This window comes from Sphingobium sp. SA2, assembly GCF_032227065.1.
Taxonomy (GTDB): domain Bacteria; phylum Pseudomonadota; class Alphaproteobacteria; order Sphingomonadales; family Sphingomonadaceae; genus Sphingobium.
The window spans coordinates 1964244-1980990 of sequence record NZ_JAPMXX010000006.1; the positions used below are offsets into that span (position 1 = coordinate 1964244).

The 16747-nt window shown below is 63.3% G+C and carries 14 protein-coding genes; 9 read left to right on the forward strand and 5 right to left on the reverse strand.

Annotation, left to right across the window (positions count from 1 at the left end; all coding sequences use genetic code 11):
- The first annotated feature begins 37 nt into the window (after positions 1-37).
- The 3 genes from OVY48_RS17310 to OVY48_RS17320 all read left to right on the forward strand — a co-directional run bounded on the left by OVY48_RS17310 (position 38) and on the right by OVY48_RS17320 (position 4355).
- Positions 38-1561, forward strand: a complete 1524-nt coding sequence (locus OVY48_RS17310) for a peptide MFS transporter (protein ID WP_313923746.1) — start codon at positions 38-40, stop codon at positions 1559-1561.
- A complete protein-coding gene (locus OVY48_RS17315; RefSeq protein ID WP_313923747.1) occupies positions 1558-2955 on the forward strand; it encodes an amidohydrolase in 1398 nt (465 codons plus the stop codon). Before OVY48_RS17310 ends, OVY48_RS17315 begins: the two co-directional genes overlap by 4 nt.
- Positions 2956-3074: 119 nt before the next feature.
- Positions 3075-4355 carry an amidohydrolase family protein gene (locus OVY48_RS17320; protein WP_313924829.1) on the forward strand — a complete coding sequence of 427 codons (1281 nt, stop codon included), beginning with the start codon at positions 3075-3077 and terminating at the stop codon, positions 4353-4355.
- A gap of 157 nt (positions 4356-4512) precedes the next feature.
- Here the strand turns inward: OVY48_RS17320 and OVY48_RS17325 are convergent, their stop codons facing one another.
- Positions 4513-5010 (reverse strand): SH3 domain-containing protein, encoded by a 498-nt coding sequence (locus OVY48_RS17325; protein ID WP_313923748.1) that lies wholly within the window; start codon positions 5008-5010, stop codon positions 4513-4515.
- Between the two features lie 90 nt (positions 5011-5100).
- Between OVY48_RS17325 and OVY48_RS17330 the strand changes: the two genes are divergently transcribed.
- From OVY48_RS17330 to OVY48_RS17345, 4 genes are all read left to right on the forward strand, one after another.
- Complete coding sequence (locus OVY48_RS17330) at positions 5101-6099, forward strand: D-glycerate dehydrogenase (RefSeq protein WP_313924830.1); 999 nt, start codon at positions 5101-5103, stop codon at positions 6097-6099.
- 66 nt (positions 6100-6165) lie between these two features.
- Positions 6166-6351, forward strand: a complete 186-nt coding sequence (locus tag OVY48_RS17335; RefSeq protein WP_037480476.1) for a DUF1328 domain-containing protein — start codon at positions 6166-6168, stop codon at positions 6349-6351.
- Positions 6352-6355: 4 nt separating this feature from the next.
- The gene (locus OVY48_RS17340) at positions 6356-6559 is read left to right on the forward strand and encodes a DUF5818 domain-containing protein (protein ID WP_069066387.1); all 204 of its coding nucleotides are present in this window, start codon (positions 6356-6358) and stop codon (positions 6557-6559) included.
- Between the two features lie 43 nt (positions 6560-6602).
- Positions 6603-8357: a DUF885 domain-containing protein gene (locus tag OVY48_RS17345; protein WP_313923749.1), complete on the forward strand. Its 1755-nt coding sequence runs from the start codon at positions 6603-6605 to the stop codon at positions 8355-8357.
- On the opposite strand, the gene OVY48_RS17350 is transcribed toward OVY48_RS17345, so the two are convergent.
- Positions 8358-8570 carry a hypothetical protein gene (locus tag OVY48_RS17350; protein WP_313923750.1) on the reverse strand — a complete coding sequence of 71 codons (213 nt, stop codon included), beginning with the start codon at positions 8568-8570 and terminating at the stop codon, positions 8358-8360.
- 297 nt (positions 8571-8867) lie between these two features.
- On the opposite strand from OVY48_RS17350, the gene acnA reads away from it, so the two are divergent.
- Positions 8868-11537, forward strand: coding sequence for an aconitate hydratase AcnA (gene acnA / locus OVY48_RS17355; protein WP_313923751.1), 2670 nt, complete (start codon positions 8868-8870; stop codon positions 11535-11537).
- A gap of 114 nt (positions 11538-11651) precedes the next feature.
- On the opposite strand, the gene OVY48_RS17360 is transcribed toward acnA, so the two are convergent.
- Together OVY48_RS17360 and OVY48_RS17365 are read right to left on the reverse strand one after the other, a co-directional pair.
- Positions 11652-13310, reverse strand: coding sequence for a M28 family metallopeptidase (locus OVY48_RS17360; RefSeq protein ID WP_313923752.1), 1659 nt, complete (start codon positions 13308-13310; stop codon positions 11652-11654).
- A gap of 42 nt (positions 13311-13352) precedes the next feature.
- On the reverse strand, positions 13353-14009 hold the full coding sequence (locus tag OVY48_RS17365; RefSeq protein ID WP_313923753.1) for a glutathione S-transferase: 657 nt from the start codon (positions 14007-14009) through the stop codon (positions 13353-13355).
- Positions 14010-14134: 125 nt separating this feature from the next.
- Here OVY48_RS17365 and OVY48_RS17370 point away from each other — a divergent pair, with 125 nt between their 5' ends.
- Entirely contained in the window at positions 14135-15358 is a 1224-nt protein-coding gene (locus OVY48_RS17370) for a polyhydroxyalkanoate depolymerase (protein WP_313923754.1), read from the forward strand.
- A gap of 52 nt (positions 15359-15410) precedes the next feature.
- Here the strand turns inward: OVY48_RS17370 and hslU are convergent, their stop codons facing one another.
- Positions 15411-16712 carry an ATP-dependent protease ATPase subunit HslU gene (hslU, locus tag OVY48_RS17375; protein WP_313923755.1) on the reverse strand — a complete coding sequence of 434 codons (1302 nt, stop codon included), beginning with the start codon at positions 16710-16712 and terminating at the stop codon, positions 15411-15413.
- Positions 16713-16747 lie beyond the last annotated feature (35 nt).

Below are 16747 nucleotides of genomic sequence, written 5' to 3' on the forward strand. Positions count from 1 at the left end.
TCGGCGGGCCGGTCAAACCATATGACAAGGGTTCCCGATGGCGACCTCGATTCCTGGCGTGGAGGCAGCGGGCAAGACCTGGCTCGGCCATCCGCGCGGCCTGTTCCTGCTGTTCTTCGCCGAAATGTGGGAGCGTTTTTCCTACTATGGCATGCGCGCCATCCTCATCTTCTACCTCACCAAACATTTCCTCTTCGGCGAAGATCGCGCCTATCTGCTCTACGGAGCCTATACCTCGCTGGTCTATATCACCCCGGTCATCGGCGGCTATCTCGCCGACCGGTTCCTGGGACCGCGCAAGGCGGTGCTGGTGGGCGGTGTCTTCATCGCCATCGGCCATTTCCTGATCGCCATTACCGAAGGGCCGGGGGGGCAGGATGGCTTCTATCTCAACGGCTTCTACCTCGCGCTTGCCAGCATCATCGTCGGCACCGGTTTCCTCAAGGCCAATATCTCGGTGCTGGTGGGTGAACTCTACCCCCGCGACGATGCCCGCCGCGATCCGGCTTTCTCCATCTTCTACATGGGCATCAATGTCGGCGGGATGATGGGGCCGATCATCTGCGGCCTGCTCGGCGAATTGTACGGCTGGAGCTGGGGCTTCGGCGCGGCGGGTGTCGGCATGCTGCTTGGCCTCATCATGTTCGTCTGGCTCAAACCCTGGCTGCTGGGCAAGGGGGAGCCACCCGCGCCCGCTCAGTTGCGCGCGCCCGTGGCGGCAGGCCTCAGCCAGGAATGGACCATCTATCTCGGCGCAGCGCTTGGCGTCGTCGCCATCTGGCTGGTGATCCGCTATGCTGAATTGCTGGGCTATGCGCTGCTTGGCTTTGCCGCGCTGACCGTCCTCTATATCGTCTGGCGCACGATGAAGACGCTGGGCAAGGTCGACCGCGACCGCATGTTCGCTGCGCTGTTTCTGATTGCACTCAACCCGCTCTTCTGGGGATTGTTCGAACAGACCGGCTCCTCGCTCAACATCTTCACCGACCGCAATGTCGATCGCGTCCTCTTCGGCTGGGAAGTCCCCGCTTCCATGTTCCAGTCGGTCAATTCGGTCTTCATCATCCTGCTCGCGCCTTTGTTCGCGGTGCTGTGGACCATCCTCGACAAGCGCCGCCTCGAACCGTCATCCCCAGCCAAATTTGGTATCGGCCTCATCCTGTGCGGCGCGGGCTTCCTGGTGCTGGTGGCGGGCGCGGCCATGGCGGGCGAAAATCTCACCCCCGTCCTGTTCGTCTTCCTCATCTACCTCTTCCACACCATGGCCGAACTCTGCTTCTCGCCGGTCGGCCTGTCGGCGATGACGCGCCTGTCGGTGCCCAACATGGTCGGCCTCGTCATGGGCACCTGGTTCCTCGCCATGGCGGCGGGCAATTTCATCGCAGGCCTCATCGCCCGCGCCACCGGCAGCGGCGACGCAGGCGGCGTGACCCAGGTGCTGGATGTCTATAGCCGCATCGGCTGGTTCGCGATCGTGGTGGGCGGCCTTGTCCTGCTCGTCTCGCCCTATATCAAACGCCTGATGCATCTCGACCTGATCGCTTCGGAGGATAAGCCATGAGAAAAAGCGCAACACCGTTGCTGATCGCCGCCCTGCTGGCCGGAGTAGCCGGTCCCGCCGGCGCGAAGAAGGACAAGGATGCCCCGGCCGCCACCCAAGGCAACTCGGCCGAACCCGAAAACCCTTATCCGTCCACCTACAAAGCCTATCCCGGCACCGCCACCGCCATTCGCGGCGCGACCATCTTCGACGGGGAGGGCGGCCGCATCGACAATGGCGTCATCTTCCTGTCGGACGGCAAAGTCACGGCGATCGGCGGCGCGGACACACCGATCCCCGCCGACATCGCCGTGTTCGACGGCACCGGCAAATATGTCACCCCCGGCGTCATCGACATTCACAGCCATTTGGGCAACTATCCCTCGCCCGGCGTCGATGCCCATTCCGACGGCAATGAAGCGACCGCGCCCGTCACCGCCCATGTCTGGGCCGAACATAGCATCTGGCCGCAGGATGCAGGCTTCAGCCGCGCGCTCGCCAATGGCGGCGTCACGAGCCTGCAAATCCTCCCCGGCTCTGCCAACCTGTTCGGCGGCCGCAGCGTCACGCTCAAGAATGTCCCCGCCCGCACCATGCAGGGCATGAAGTTCCCTGGCGCACCCCATGGCCTCAAAATGGCGTGCGGCGAAAATCCCAAGCGCGTCTATGGCAGCAAGGGGCGCGAACCCTCGACCCGCATGGGCAATATGGCGGTCAACCGCGCCACCTGGATCAAGGCGCGCGATTATCAAAAGAAGCGCGCCGCCGGTAAGGATCAGTCCCGCGACCTCGGCATGGAAACGCTGGCCGATGTGCTGGAGGGCAAGATCCTCGTCCACAATCATTGCTATCGCGCCGATGAAATGGCCAATGTCATCGATATGGGCAAGGAATTCGGCTATCGCGTCACCGCCTTCCATCATGCGGTCGAAGCGTACAAGATCGCCGACCTGCTGCGCGACAATGGCGTCTGCTCGGCCCTGTGGGGTGACTGGTATGGCTTCAAGATGGAAGCCTATGACGGCATCAAGGAGAATGTGCCCCTGGTCCACCGCGCCGGTGCCTGCACCATCGTCCATAGCGACGATGACAACGGTATTCAGCGCTTGAACCAGGAAGCCGCCAAGGCCTTGGGCGCGGGTCGCCGCATGGGCATAGACATTCCCGACGAAATCGCCTGGACCTGGCTCGCCATCAATCCCGCGCGCGCCATGGGCATCAGCGACCAGACCGGCAGCCTCAAAGTCGGCAAGATGGCCGATGTCGTGCTGTGGAACGGCAATCCGTTCAGCACCTATACCCGGCCAGACAAAGTCTGGATCGACGGCGCGCTGCTCTACGACAGCGCCAACCCCAAATTGCGCCCAGTCAGCGACTTCGAAGTCGGCCAGATCGGCGCGGGAGACGTGAAATGAGTAAGCGCACCCCCAAAATTCCCTTCGGTTCGAGCTTGTCGAGAACCGTGTCTGGGCGCAGTTCTCGACCGACGCTTCTCGACTTCGCTCGAAGCTGCTCGAACCGAACGGCGGTAGGAATTGCCGCCTTGGCGCTGCTCTCCACCCCGGCCTTCGCCCAATCCCTCGCCATCACCGGCGCAACCCTCGCCATCGGTGACGGCTCCGAACCCATCCGCAACGGCACGGTCGTCATCACCGCTGGCAAAGTCACCGCAGCAGGCGCAGGCATCGCCATCCCACCCGGCACGAAAACCATCGACGCCGCTGGCAAATGGGTCACGCCGGGCCTCGTCTCCGGCTTCTCCCGCGTCGGCCTGGTTGAAGTCCCGGCCGTCAAAGAAACCAATGATGCCAGCGCCCGCTCGCCCTTCTCCGCTGCGATCGACGTCGCGCCCGCGATCAACCCGCTCGCCAACCCGGTGGCGATCAGCCGCACGGCCGGCATCACCCGCGCCGTTGTTGTCCCCTCGACCGGCACCGGCATTTTCGCTGGTCAAGGCGCGGTCGTGGACCTCGGCGCAGACATGAACCCGATCACCAAGCCGCGCGCCTTCCAATATGTCGAAATGGGCGAGGAGGGGGCCAAGGACGCCGGTGGCAGCCGCCCCGCCGCGATCCTGACCTTCAAGACCATGCTGCGCGAGGCCCAGGAATATGCCAAAGCCCCCGCCAGCTATGACGGTCGATCGAAGGACGCCTTGCTCAACCGCATCGATGCCGAAGCCTTGGTTCCGGTCGTTACCGGTGCCATGCCGCTGATGGTCCATGTCGAAAGCGCACGCGACATCTTGGCCGTCTTGGCGCTCAGACAGGATTTCCCTGCGCTCAAACTGATCCTGGCGGGCGCTGCCGAAGGCTGGATGGTCGCGCCGCAAATCGCCGCTGCCAAGGTGCCGGTGATCGCGGGCGGCCTCGACGATCTCCCCTCCAGCTTCGAAAAGCTCGCGGCCACCCAGAGCAATGTCGGCCGCATGGTCAAGGCGGGCGTCGCCGTCTCGATGGGCCTCATGGACCGCGACGAAGGGCTGCAACTGCGCCTTGCCACACAGCAGGCGGGCAATATGGTCGCGCTGAACAAAGTGCCCGGCGCAACGGGCTTGAGCTGGGGCCAGGCCCTCCGCACCATCAGCTCCGCGCCTGCCGAAGCCATGGGCTTGGGCGATCGTATCGGGTCGCTCAAGGCCGGACGGGCAGGGGACGTCGTGCTCTGGGACGGCGACCCGCTGGAAATGACATCCGCCCCGCTCGCAGTCTGGATCGACGGCATCGCCCAGCCGCTCGACAACCGCCAGACCAAATTGCGCGACCGCTACGCAACACCGGAGGAAGGCGCGCTGCCCAAAGCCTATGCTTGGTGACGCAGCAAATATTGCTGTCCTACAGGCCGGGTTTTCGCCATCTTGGGGCTGGCAGTGAGGCCGCATCGTCGCGTCGCGATTTTGCAATAAAGTTACAAGGGGGTATGCGATAATTTCAAGATTTGCGGGAAATATGCGAAGTTAAGCGCGTCCGATCCTATTGGTCGGTCGCGCCCCAGACGTCGCTGGCCTTCACATAGCCGCGCCGGCCCCGCACGTCGAAACTGCACCAGCCGCCCGAACAGTCGGACAGCCGCCCGACCACGCCGCGCTCCGCCCGGAACAATGTCCGCGCGCCATCGCTCGCCGACTGCCGCAGCGGGGCGACCTCTGCCTTGACGATGCCGGTCGCGGTGTCGCTGAGCAGGCGCACATGCATCCACCCTTGCGCGCCATCCGGGTCTTGCACCTTGCGCCACAGTCCCAGCACCTGCACGACCTTCACCGGCAGGTCGCGGCGGCGATAGACCCAGTTGGAGGGGTAATCCAGGCTCGGCCCCACGCGCATCCGTGCCTCATCCTGCGCGATCGACGCCCAATAGGGCACCGGCTTGCCCGGCGCGGCGACACTCGCCGCCGTCATAGCCAGCGCCATCGCCACACCAGCGCCCCGCATCAACAGCTTCATTCCAGACCCATTTCCCATGTCACCCATGATCGTCCCTTAGCCCGCCGCGCGCCGTCGCGACAGTCATTCCCGCATAACCGCTTGACCGACGCCGCAGGCGGGCATAGCGGCAGGGCCATGGCCAAGAAACTGCGCCCTGCCAAGCCGCGCGTCATCGTCACGCGCCGCCTGCCGCCCAATGTGGAGGCGCGCATGGCCGAACTGTTCGACGCCAGCTTCAATGTCGGCGACGCCCCGATGAGCCGCACCGAACTCGCCCGCGCCATGGCGCAATGCGATGTGCTGGTGCCGACGATCAACGACAATATCGACGCCGCCCTGCTGAACGGCGCGCCGGAGCGATTGCAACTGATCGCCAGCTTCGGGGCCGGGGTCGATCATATCGACCTCGCCGCGGCACAGGCGAAGCGGATCATCGTCACCAACACGCCGGGCGTCCTGACCGAGGACACCGCCGACATGACCATGGCGCTGATCCTGTCCGTGCCCCGCCGCCTGGCGGAAGGGGAAAAGCTGGTCCGGTCCGGTCAGTGGCGCGGCTGGAGCCCGTCGGGGATGCTCGGTCACCGCATCGGCGGCAAGAAGCTCGGCATTATCGGCATGGGCCGTATTGGTCGAGCCGTTGCCCGCCGGGCGCGCGCCTTCGGCCTGTCGATCGCCTATCATAACCGCCACCGCCTGCCGTTCGAGGTGGAACAGGAACTGGAAGCGGAGTGGGTGGGCGATGTCGATGCCCTGCTGGCCGCTTGCGACATCATCTCGATCCACTGCCCGCTCAACGCCGATAGTCGCGGCCTGATCGATGCGCGGCGGATCGCGCTGATGCGTCCCGACGCCTATCTCATCAACACCTCCCGCGCCGAAATCACTGACGAGGCTGCGCTGATCGTCGCGCTGGACGAAGGGCGGATCGCTGGCGCAGGCCTTGACGTCTATACCCATGAACCAGCGGTCGATGCGCGCCTGTTCGACCTCGCCAATGTCGTGCTGCTGCCCCACATGGGTTCGGCCACCTTCGAAGGCCGCGACGCGACCGGCGCGCGGGTCATCGCCAATATCCGCAGCTGGGTCGATGGCCACCGTCCCCCCAACCAAGTGCTGGAAGGCTGGGTCTGACGGGAACCCCGTGCGCTGTCATCCGTTCGGAAATCATAGCATTTCCATCGAAAGGGACGGATCACCATGTTGAAACTCGCAGTCATCTCACTCGTCATCGCCGCTGTGCTGGCGGTTCTCGGCTTCGGCGGCGCCGCTGGCACCTTCGTCGGCATCGCCAAAATCCTCTTCTTCATCGCGCTCGCCGTCTTCGTCCTGTTCCTCGTCCTCGGCATCCTGGCTGGCAAGGGCATCAAGGATGCGATAGACTGACCGCATGATAGAAAGTGGCGCTGACGTAGATGAAACCGGGCGGCTCGTGCGCGACGCCGCCGGTTTTCTGCTCCGGCGCGATCAAGGCGGCACCTACCGCCTCGTCCTGCTCCGCGTACCCGTCGATCTTGTCGAAAAACGGGTGCGCGTTCAGGGCTTTTATATGGGCGACGATATTGTCGAGGCCGATGGCGTAGCGCCCGCCTGAAACCCCTTGCCAAAGCAGCGGGGACACGCGATCCCCTTGCGTCATGCGCAAGATCCTTCCACTTCTCCTCTCCGTCGCCACGCCCGTTTTCGCCCAGGCGCAAACGCCCCGCGACACACTCACGCAGGTCATGGACGATCATTGGACATGGTGGCTCTCCACCCATCCGGTCGAGGCGACCGCGCGTGGCGTCCGCACCTATGATGACCGCATCTATGACCTGTCGCTCACCGCCCGCGCCGCGCAGATCAAGGCCGAGCAGGCCTTCGTGGCCCGGCTGGAAGCGATCGGCGAAACGACGCTCGATCCCGCCGATCGGGTCAACCGCGCCGTATTGTTGTGGATGCTGCGCGACGACATAGCGGGGGAGGCGCATCAGGCCGAACGGCTGATGCTGTTCACCACCTATTATGGCTGGCACCAGGGTTTTGCAGGCATGGGCGATGGCCAGCCTTTCTACGACCGCGCCGACTATGACAGCTATCTCACTCGCCTGTCGCTCTACCCGAAACAAAATGGCGACGCCCTCGCCATCACCCGTCAGGCGATCGAGGGCGGCTATGTTCTGCCTTGCTCAGTGCTGGGCAATTATGCGGCCACCATCAGCGGCATCGTGGCGGGCAAGCCGGAATCGACCCGCTTCTACGAGCCGTTCACCCGCCCCAAGCCCCGCACGATCAGCGATGCCGATTGGTCCGCGATGCAGGCGCGCGTCATCGCCCTGATCCGCGACGTCATCACGCCCGAATATGGCAAATGGCATGACCTGTTCGTGAAGGATTATCTGCCCGCCTGCCGCAAGAGCGACAGCGCCTCGACCCTGCCGGGCGGCGCGGCCTGGTATGCCAGCCGGGTTCGGACGCATACAACGACTGACCTGACCCCCGACCAGATTCACGCCATCGGTCTGTCCGAAGTCGCCCGCATCCGCGCCCGCATGGACGATGTGGCGGCGAAGGCCGACTATCCCAGCCGCGCCGCCTTCATCGCGCACCTGCGTACCGACCCACGCTATTATGCCAAGACGCCGGAGGAACTGCTCCAGGTCGCCGCGCGTCAGGCCAAGGCGATCGACGGCCTGCTGCCACGCTATTTCAACACCCTACCGCGTCTGCCCTATGGCCTCAAACCCATTCCAGAGGCCGAGGCCGAAGGCACGACCACTGCTTATTATATGCCCGGTGCGCCGGAGAGCGGCATAGCGGGCACCTATTTCGTCAACACGTCCAGGCTCGACCAGCGCCCCTTCTGGGAACTGCCCGCGCTCACAGCCCACGAAGCCGTGCCCGGCCATCATAACCAGATCGCCCTGCAACAGGAATTGCCGCTCCCGCCCTTCCGCAAATATCTCGCGGGCTTCACCGCCTATGTCGAAGGATGGGCGCTCTACACCGAATATTTGGGTGAGGAGATGGGCCTCTACGACACGCCCGAAAAGATGATGGGCCGCCTGTCCTACGAAATGTGGCGCGCCTGCCGTCTGGTGGTCGATACCGGCCTCCACGCCAAGGGCTGGGACAAGGCGCGCGCCGTCGCTTTCATGGCCGACAACAGCGCGCTGTCCGCGGCCAATATCGATGCCGAGGTCAATCGCTATATCAGTTGGCCGGGTCAGGCGCTGGGCTACAAGCTCGGCGAAATCAGGATCAGGGCATTGCGGACGAAGGCCGAAGCGGACCTGGGCGCAAAGTTCGACCTCCGCCGTTTCCATGACGCGGTTCTGGCCCAAGGTGCCGTGCCGCTGACGGTGCTGGAAAGCCAGATCGATGGTTGGATTGCGGCCGAAAAAGCGCGTTGATCAGAGGCGCAGGGATCGGGGCGGGGCGTTGGTGATATCGAGCCACGCCCGATAGCCAAGATCCAGCGGCAGGGCCGCTTCGCAACAGGCGCATTCCGCCATTACTCGACCGATCAGCCACTGGCTCTGCCCGCAATCGGGACAGCGCATTACGCCACCTGGGCGATAGACGGCGATCATGTCGCGGGTCGGCAGGACTTGGGAAGGGTGCATGTGGAAAATCCCCCATTGTCTCGCACTAACGTCATTATAGGCGGTTGTTTCCCGCTTTGGTCAGGCAAGCGCAAAAAATGCGCCTCCTCCAAAGGTGCAACGGTTGCTTTGTCCATTTGACTTGGGCGCGGCAGTCTGTATGGCGCTGCAACATCGGGACATACCCGCTTCGGCCGACGGTTGGGGCGCATCCCTCCACCTTGCTGCCCGGACCATCGGGCCGGTCGGCGAGAGACGGGTGGAAAGCGTCAACTTGCCTCCGCATGGCCGCGGCATTTGCGAGGAGACGCACAACTTATGACCGCCATCGGACAGGACACGCTCGGCACCCGCGACATTTTGAATGTCGACGGCAAGGACATCGCTTTTTATTCGCTCGAAAAAGCCGCCGCGAAATTGGGAGACGTTTCGCGACTGCCTTTCTCGATGAAGGTGCTGCTCGAAAACCTGCTCCGCTTCGAAGATGGCGTCACCGTGACGGTCGAGGACATTCAGGCGATCGTCGATTGGCAGAATGACAAGGGCAAGGCCCAGCGCGAGATCCAGTATCGCCCCGCGCGCGTGCTGCTGCAGGATTTCACCGGCGTACCATGCGTCGTCGATCTGGCCGCGATGCGCGACGCGATGAACGCGCTCGGCGCGGACGCCAGCAAGATCAACCCGCAGGTGCCCGTCCATCTCGTCATCGACCACTCGGTCATGGTCGATGAGTTCGGCACGCCCAAGGCGTTCGAACAGAATGTCGAAATCGAATATCAGCGCAATATGGAGCGCTACGACTTCCTGAAATGGGGCAGCAAGTCGCTCAACAATTTCTACGCCGTGCCCCCCGGCACCGGCATCTGCCATCAGGTCAACCTGGAAAATATTGCCCAGGCCGTCTGGTCGAGCGAAGATGCCGATGGCAATATGGTCGCCTATCCCGACACCTGCGTCGGCACCGACAGCCACACCACGATGGTCAACGGCCTGGGCGTCCTGGGCTGGGGCGTCGGCGGGATCGAGGCGGAAGCGGCGATGCTGGGCCAGCCCGTCTCCATGCTCATCCCCGAAGTCGTCGGCTTCAAGCTGGTCGGCACGATGAACGAAGGCGTGACCGCCACGGATCTGGTGCTGACCTGCACCGAAATGCTGCGCAAGAAGGGCGTTGTCGGCCGTTTCGTGGAATATTTCGGCCCCGGCCTGGCCTCGCTCAGCCTCGCCGACCGTGCGACGCTGGCGAACATGGCTCCCGAATATGGCGCAACCTGCGGCTTCTTCGGCATCGACGACAAGACGATCGACTATATGCGCCTGACCGGCCGCAGCGACGAAAATCTCGCGCTGGTCGAAGCCTATGCCAAGCAGCAGGGCTTCTGGATCGACCCCACCGCCGATCTGGTCTTCACCGACACGCTGGAACTGGACCTCGCCACCGTCGTCCCCAGCCTCGCCGGCCCCAAGCGCCCGCAGGACCGCGTCTCGCTGCCGCAAGTCGATGACGTGTTCAACGCCGACTTGGCCAACGTATACAAGAAGGCGCAGCAGCGCGTTCCGGTCGAAGGCGAGGATTTCGACATCGGCGACGGCGACGTCACCATTGCCGCCATCACCAGCTGCACCAACACGTCGAACCCCGGCGTCATGGTCGCCGCGGGCCTCGTCGCCAAGAAGGCGAACGAATTGGGCCTCAAGCCCAAGCCCTGGGTCAAGACCTCGCTGGCCCCCGGCAGCCAAGTCGTCACCGACTATTTCAACAAGGCAGGCCTCCAGGAGCATCTGGACGCGATCGGCTTCAACCTCGTGGGCTATGGTTGCACCACCTGCATCGGCAATTCCGGGCCTCTCGCCCCTGCGATCAGCGCGGCGATCAACGAAAACGGCCTGGTCGCGGCTGCCGTCATTTCGGGCAACCGCAACTTCGAAGGCCGCGTGTCGCCCGACGTGCGCGCCAACTTCCTCGCCAGCCCGCCGCTGGTCGTGGCTTATGCGCTCAAGGGCACGGTGATCGAAGACTTCATCACCACGCCGATCGGCGTCAGCACGGCGGGTAACGACGTCTATCTCAAGGACATCTGGCCCACCAATGCCGAGGTCGCCTCGACCATGGCAGGCTGCATGGACCGTGCGATGTTCCAGGCGCGCTACGCCAATGTCTATAAGGGTGACGAGCACTGGCAGGCGATCGACGTGACGGGCTCCGACACCTATAGCTGGCGCGCAGGTTCCACCTATGTCGCCAACCCGCCCTATTTCGAAGGGCTGAGCATGACGCCGGCGCCGGTCAACGACATCATCGAAGCCAAGCCCTTGGCGATCTTCGGTGACTCGATCACCACCGACCACATCTCACCCGCCGGTTCGATCAAGGCGAGCAGCCCGGCCGGCCAGTGGCTGAGCGAGCATCAGGTCGCGCAGGCCGACTTCAACAGCTATGGCGCGCGCCGTGGCCATCATGAAGTCATGATGCGCGGCACCTTCGCCAACATCCGCATCAAGAACCAGATGCTCGACGGCGTCGAAGGCGGCATGACCCGCTATGAAGGCGAAGTCATGCCCATCTATGACGCGGCGATGAAGCATAAGGCCGACGGCACGCCGCTGGTCGTCATCGGCGGCAAGGAATATGGCACCGGCTCGTCGCGCGACTGGGCGGCCAAGGGCACCAACCTGCTGGGCGTTCGCTCGGTCATCGTCGAAAGCTTCGAGCGTATCCACCGCTCGAACCTGGTCGGCATGGGCGTGCTGCCGCTCCAGTTCAAGGATGGCGAGAGCAAGGACACGCTGGGCCTGACTGGCGATGAAACCTTCACCATCCAGAATGTCGCGGGCCTCAAGCCGCGCCAGGACGTGGACGTTATCGTCAAGCGCGCCGACGGTTCGACTTTCACCTTCACTGCGCTGTGCCGGATCGACACGATCAACGAGCTGGAATATTTCCTGAACGGCGGCATCCTGCAATATGTGCTGCGCAAGCTGGCCGCTTGATCGGCTGACAAGCTAGGCTGAAAAAAAAGGGCTTCTCCCATGCGGGAGAAGCCCTTTTTTCTTGGCCGCGCTCCGGTGCCCCGATCGCGTGGAAAGTCTGCCTGCCTTCAGGCGTCAGCGGCGCGCCGCCGCGCTCTTGTCCCGCACCGCCTTGAATTCCGATCCCGGCTTCCATTGCGGCCAGCGGGTCGAACTGGCGAGGTCGCGGCCGATGTTCAGCAGCAAGTCGACATCCTGCGCCGCGCCATCCAGCTTCCAATCCGGGCCGATCGCGTCGCACGCCTGATGATAGCATTGGCCGGTATAGGCATCGACCCAGGCCTGTCCCGCCGCGCGGCCGCCTTCGACTAGGTCGGACGCCCCGGCAATGCCCATCAGCAGCAACACGGGAACGCCTTGCTTGGCCATTGAGAAATGGTCGGCGCGATAGAAGAGGCCGCGTTCGGGCAGGCTTTCCTGCGTGACGACACGGCCTTGGGCAGCGGCGACTTTCGCCAGATCATCCTCCAATGTGCTTTGGCCCTTGCCGACCAAAATGACATCTTTCGCCTTGCCGGCAGTCTGGAGGATATCGAGGGTCAGGTTGGCGACGGTGCTGTCCAAGGGCCACACCGGGTTCTGGGCATAATGTTCGGAACCGAGCAACCCGCGCTCCTCCGCCGTCCAGGCCGCGAACAAAACCGATCGATCGGGGGCCGGGCCAGCCTTGAACGCGCGCGCAATCTCGAACAGACCTGCGATGCCAAGCGCATCGTCATTGGCCCCGGCGCGATAGATGCGTCCCTGGGCGTCGGGCGCCCCCTTGCCATAGGCATCCCAATGCGCGCCATACATCACCGTTTCGTCCGGCCGCTTGGTGCCGGGGATGCGCGCCAGCACATTGGCGCTTTGCACCACTTCCTGCGTCACCGGGAAGGCGGCGGAGAAGCGCGCGCCGGTCAGTTCCACCGGCCGGAACGCCTTGCTGCGCGCCTGCTTGCGCAGCGCAGCCAGATCGAGGCTCGCGCCATCGAACAAGGCATTGGCGGCATCTCCCTCGACCCAGCCCTGTACCGCCAGGCTGGTCAACTTGTCTGCCGGACGAACCAGATCGTAATTTTCGCCACCGGGACTGACGACCACATTCCAGCCATAGCCCGCGCCGGGCGTGTCATGGACGATCAACGCACCGATCGCCCCGCGCCGCGCGGCTTCCTCGAACTTGTAGGTCCAACGGCCATAATAGGTCATGGCGCGTCCGCCGAATGCGCCAAACGCATCCTCGCCTTTGGTCGCTTCGAAATCGGGATCATTGATCAGGAAGACCGCGACCTTCCCCTTGAGGTCCACGCCCTTATAATCATCCCAGCCGCGTTCCGGTGCGGAGACGCCATAGCCCACGAACACCAACGGCGCGGCCTCCACCGCAACCTTGTCCTTGGGCTGGAGGGTGGAAAGATAGACGTGGCTGCCAACGGTCCAGTCCGTCGTGACGCCGCCCTGCGCGACGCCCAGCCTCTCAGCCTTGCCGAGGCGGGTGTGGAGCAGGGGCACGCTTTGCACCCACTGGCCATCGGGACCACCCGGCTCCAATCCCAAAGCCTGAAAGCGCCCGACCAGATAGCCGATCGTTCGCTCCTCCCCAATCGTGCCAGGCGCGCGCCCTTCGAACAGGTCCGATGCCAGCGTGCTGACGGAGTGGGCCAATTGCTGCGGATCGGTCGTCTGCGCAGCGAGAGAGGCGGGAAGGGCGGCAGTGAGGGCCAGAGCCAGGCCAAGCGTGCGTATCGTCATGACCCGCTTCTATCCCCACGCCGCCGCAGGGGGAAGGGCGCGTCAGAATTCGATATCGAGTTCCTCGACTTCGTCCGGCTCGATCCGCGCTTCGTCGATCCATTCGCGCATCAGCGGCCAGCCATTGATCGTCTGGCAATAGGCTGCGGCGGTCGCCGACACTGGCACGGCATAGGTCAGGAAACGTTCGGCGACGGGCGCGAACATCGCATCGGCCACGGTGGGCTTGTCCCCGAACAGCCAGGGACCGCCGTAGCTGTCGAGGCATTCCGCCCAGATTGCTTCGATTCGCTCGATATCCGGCTTCGCGCCGGAAAATATGGGAAAGCGCGCATGCCGGACCTTCAGGTTCATCGGCAGGGCGGAGCGCAGGTTTGCAAAGCCTGAATGGATTTCCCCCGACACCGACCGGCAATGGGCGCGGGCGATGCGGTCGGCGGGATACATGCCCGCATCGGGATAGAGTTCATGCAGATATTCGGCGATCGCCAGCGTATCCCACACACTCGCCCCCTCATGGGTCAGGCGCGGGACGAGTACGGAGGGCGATAACAATAGCAGTTCCGCGCGATTCTCCGGATCATTCAGCGCGATCATTTTTTCTTGGACATGCAGCCCGGCAATCCGGCACAACAGCCAGCCGCGCAGCGACCAGGAGGAATAATTTTTGCTGGATAAAGTGAGTTCCGCGATAGCCATGGCAATCCCTCCCGCTGACAAGAACCTCCCATTTATGATGATGCGGCGCAACATAAAAAGATTGTATAGCGTTACATGATAAGACCGATTCGTTGGCGGTGATGTAACAAGGCAAGATTGCGATTATGCGAATGCTCTACAGCGGTTATCAGGCCTGGAACGACATGTTGGCGCCAGCGCGCTTTGGCGCGCAAATTGCGCTTGGCATGCGAGACAGAATGGGACCGATGGCGCAATGGGCGATGCCTCGCCGCCTGTTCGCGCTGATGGATGTGTTCCAGGGCGCCAAGCTCACGCACAAACGCCCCGCCTATGATATTGGCACTGTTACCAGCGGCAACGCACAGGTGAGCGTTCGTGAAGAAGTAGCTCTGGATCTGCCGTTCGGCGACCTGCTGCACTTCGTCAAGGACGAAGTCGATGCGGCCCAGCCCAAGGTGCTGGTAGTCGCGCCCATGTCCGGCCATTTCTCCACCCTGTTGCGCAGCACGGTCGAAACCCTGTTGCGCGATCATGACGTCTATATCACCGACTGGAAGAACGCCCGCGACGTGCCGCTGTCCGCAGGCCGCTTCGGGTTCGAGGATTATGTCGACTATGTGATCCAGTTTTTCCAGCATATGGGGCCGGGCGCGCATATGGTGTCGGTATGCCAGCCCTGCGTTCCGGCGCTCGCCGCCGTGGCGTTGATGGCGGAAGACAAGGATGCGGCGACGCCCCGGTCGATGACGCTGATGGGCGGGCCGATCGATCCCAATGCCGCGCCGACCGCGGTCAACGATCTGGCCAATGAAAAGCCGATCGAATGGTTCGAGAAAAATCTGATTTCGGTCGTGCCGTTCCGTTATGCGGGGCACGGGCGCGAAGTCTATCCCGGCTTCATCCAGCTTGCCGCCTTCATGGCGATGAATATGGAGCGCCATGGCGCGCAGCATCGCGAACTCTATCAGCTATTGGCCGACGGCAAGACGGTCGAAGCCGACAAAATCAAGAATTTCTACGAGGAATATTTCGCGGTCCTCGACATGACCCGCGAATTCTACATCGAAACCGTCGATCTGGTGTTCCAGAAAGCCTCGCTCGCCAAGGGCGAATTGATGCACCGGGGCCGCTTGGTCAAGCCGGGCGCCATTCGTCACACCGCCTTGCTCACCGTCGAAGGCGAAAAGGATGATGTCTGCGCCGTAGGACAGACGTCAGCGGCGCATGGCCTATGCACAGGCTTGCGCCCGCATCTCAAACGCCACCATCTCCAACCCGGCGTCGGCCATTATGGCGTCTTTTCCGGCAGCAAATGGGAAAGCCAGGTCTATCCCCAGGTGCGCAACATGATCTTGGCGATGAACTGATTGCGATCAGGCCGCCGACCGATCCGCATGGGATCGGTCGGCGGCCTATGGATCACAGGACGTAGCGGCTAAGGTCGGTGTCGCGCGCGATCGCATTCAGTTGCTTTTCGACATAGGCGGCATCGACCACCAGCGTTTCACCGCGCCGATCCTCCGCCTCGAAGCTCACATCCTCCAGCAGCTTTTCCATCACTGTCTGCAGGCGGCGGGCGCCGATATTCTCGACCTCGCCATTCACTTCGGCCGCGATCCGCGCCACCGCGCGGATGCCTTCGGGCGTCAGGTCGATGGTCACGCCCTCGGTCGCCAACAGCGCGCGATATTGCGCCACCAGGCTCGCCTTGGTGTCCGACAGGATCGCGACGAAATCCTCCTCGGTCAGCGCCTGCAACTCGACCCGGATCGGCAAGCGCCCCTGCAATTCGGGCAGCAGATCGCTGGGCTTTGCAACATGGAAAGCGCCAGACGCGATGAACAGGATATGGTCGGTCTTGAGCGGGCCATATTTGGTCGCGACCGTCGTGCCCTCGATCAGCGGCAATAGGTCGCGCTGCACGCCTTCGCGGCTGACCGATCCGCCACGCACATCGCTGACCGCAATCTTGTCGATCTCGTCCAGGAAAACGATGCCATTCTGCTCGGCGCTGGTGATGGCGACGCGCGCGACATCATCCTGGTCCAGACGCTTGTCCTGCTCTTCCTCGACCAGCTTGTCCCAGGCATCGGCGACGCGCAGCTTGCGGCGCTTCTTCTGATTCTGGCCCAGCGCCTTGGACATCATGTCGGACAGGTTGATCATGCCGATCTGGCCGCCCATGCCGGGAATATCCATCGGCATCGACGGGCTGTCGGCGATTTCCACCTCGACCTCGACATCGTTCATCTGGTGCTGTTCGATCCGCTGGCGGAAGGACAGGCGGGTCGCTTCGCTCGCTTCCTTGCCCGTAAGCGCGTCGAGCAGACGGTTCATCGCCGCCTCCGACGCCGCTTCGCGCACGGCTTCGCGGCGACGGTCCTTCTCCAGCCGTACCGCTTCCTCGACCAGGTCGCGGACGATCTGTTCGACGTCCCGGCCGACATAGCCGACCTCGGTGAACTTGGTCGCCTCGACCTTCACGAAAGGCGCATCGGCCAGCTTCGCAAGACGACGGCTGATCTCGGTCTTGCCGCACCCCGTCGGCCCGATCATCAGGATGTTTTTGGGCGTCACCTCGTCGCGCAGATCGTCGGGCAGATGCTGCCGCCGCCAGCGATTGCGCAGCGCGACAGCGACAGCGCGCTTGGCATCCTTCTGGCCGATAATATGCGCGTCAAGCGCCGCGACGATGGCTTTGGGGGTCAGATTGTCGTTCATCTCTATGTCGATCTCTTCTTTTCCTCTCCCGCTTT

What these genes read in the sequence shown, in the direction of transcription:
- OVY48_RS17325 (WP_313923748.1), bottom strand. Translation starts at nt 5,010, where the DNA reads ATGGGTGACATGGGAAATGGGTCTGGAATGAAGCTGTTGATGCGGGGC.
- acnA (WP_313923751.1), top strand. Translation starts at nt 8,868, where the DNA reads ATGACCGCCATCGGACAGGACACGCTCGGCACCCGCGACATTTTGAAT.
- hslU (WP_313923755.1), bottom strand. Translation starts at nt 16,712, where the DNA reads ATGAACGACAATCTGACCCCCAAAGCCATCGTCGCGGCGCTTGACGCG.
- OVY48_RS17335 (WP_037480476.1), top strand. Translation starts at nt 6,166, where the DNA reads ATGTTGAAACTCGCAGTCATCTCACTCGTCATCGCCGCTGTGCTGGCG.
- OVY48_RS17330 (WP_313924830.1), top strand. Translation starts at nt 5,101, where the DNA reads ATGGCCAAGAAACTGCGCCCTGCCAAGCCGCGCGTCATCGTCACGCGC.
- OVY48_RS17350 (WP_313923750.1), bottom strand. Translation starts at nt 8,570, where the DNA reads ATGCACCCTTCCCAAGTCCTGCCGACCCGCGACATGATCGCCGTCTAT.
- OVY48_RS17310 (WP_313923746.1), top strand. Translation starts at nt 38, where the DNA reads ATGGCGACCTCGATTCCTGGCGTGGAGGCAGCGGGCAAGACCTGGCTC.
- OVY48_RS17315 (WP_313923747.1), top strand. Translation starts at nt 1,558, where the DNA reads ATGAGAAAAAGCGCAACACCGTTGCTGATCGCCGCCCTGCTGGCCGGA.
- OVY48_RS17345 (WP_313923749.1), top strand. Translation starts at nt 6,603, where the DNA reads ATGCGCAAGATCCTTCCACTTCTCCTCTCCGTCGCCACGCCCGTTTTC.
- OVY48_RS17360 (WP_313923752.1), bottom strand. Translation starts at nt 13,310, where the DNA reads ATGACGATACGCACGCTTGGCCTGGCTCTGGCCCTCACTGCCGCCCTT.
- OVY48_RS17365 (WP_313923753.1), bottom strand. Translation starts at nt 14,009, where the DNA reads ATGGCTATCGCGGAACTCACTTTATCCAGCAAAAATTATTCCTCCTGG.
- OVY48_RS17370 (WP_313923754.1), top strand. Translation starts at nt 14,135, where the DNA reads ATGCGAATGCTCTACAGCGGTTATCAGGCCTGGAACGACATGTTGGCG.
- OVY48_RS17340 (WP_069066387.1), top strand. Translation starts at nt 6,356, where the DNA reads ATGATAGAAAGTGGCGCTGACGTAGATGAAACCGGGCGGCTCGTGCGC.